We start from the raw sequence: 925 nt of genomic DNA, 5'->3' as shown, positions 1-925 counted from the left end.
ACCCGAGGCGGTGGCGTTGGCGCTAGTAAAGCGCATCGTCCAGGTATCGGCGCGTCCACTGCCGGAGGCTTGCCACCTCAGCGTCTTGACCTGCGGCGTCGTGCTCCCCATCAGGGTGGGATTGAAGGTGATGGCGTTATCCAACAGCGTCAAGGTTAAGGGCGTCGCCGGACGCACGCAGCGTATTTCCGAGACGATCGGCCCGCGGTCAAACGAGAGGGTTCTATCGCCGCCGGGGATATTAACCTGATTCATGGTAGAGATGCCGATGACGGCATTTTGTATAGTATGGGTAAAGCGTATTTCATGGTTGCGATACTCATTTCTTGGCGCAGACGGCAACACAATGCGTTTTTGTAATACGGGGCTGTTGATATTGGCGCCGTCGGCAAAGGAGAGCCGTTTATCCATACTAAATCTAAAATCCTGCGCGCCGGTAAATCGTACCAATGCGCAATGATTTAGATTCTGACAACCTAGCTCAATATACATTTGACCTGAGCTGGTGGGGCCGGGGACGCCTGAGGCTCTGAATAGATTATTGCGCCCTTGATATAAGGTGGCCGAGGCCCGAGAGGCCACGAAATTATACTGGCCGAGCACATCTAAGGTCGAGCGTAGCGTGGCGATATCGTTATTGATCGCGGCCGCATCCAGGTTTTGGTCATCGGACTTCAGCGTTATCGTGCTATTTGCCCATCCCCCCCACAGACGAAAGCTAGAGTAATACGAACTTGCGCGATATTGCGGTGAATTCCAGCGCCCGTAGGGCGCACTGGTTATCTCACACTGGTACTCATTGCTGGCATCGACAGCGAAACTGGCCAGTAGCAGAGTATGGATAAGCCATAGCCTGGCTAAACGCCTATTTTTTACTTTAATCATGTGAGTTCCCATTTTTGCTAGCCTGCGCGGCGCGCCCGGG

At 53.7% G+C, this 925-nt stretch carries 1 protein-coding gene; it reads right to left on the bottom strand.

What is annotated here, in order from left to right; all coding sequences use genetic code 11:
* Positions 1–885, bottom strand: an 885-nt coding sequence (locus EHO01S_RS17890) for a hypothetical protein (protein ID WP_035371078.1), incomplete at its 3' end; no start/stop codon positions are given.
* Positions 886–925 lie beyond the last annotated feature (40 nt).

Origin of the sequence: Edwardsiella hoshinae NBRC 105699 = ATCC 33379 (genome assembly GCF_000474215.1) — a bacterium.
Taxonomy (GTDB): Bacteria; Pseudomonadota; Gammaproteobacteria; order Enterobacterales; family Enterobacteriaceae; genus Edwardsiella; species Edwardsiella hoshinae.
This window is presented reverse-complemented; position numbering and strand designations above follow the sequence as displayed.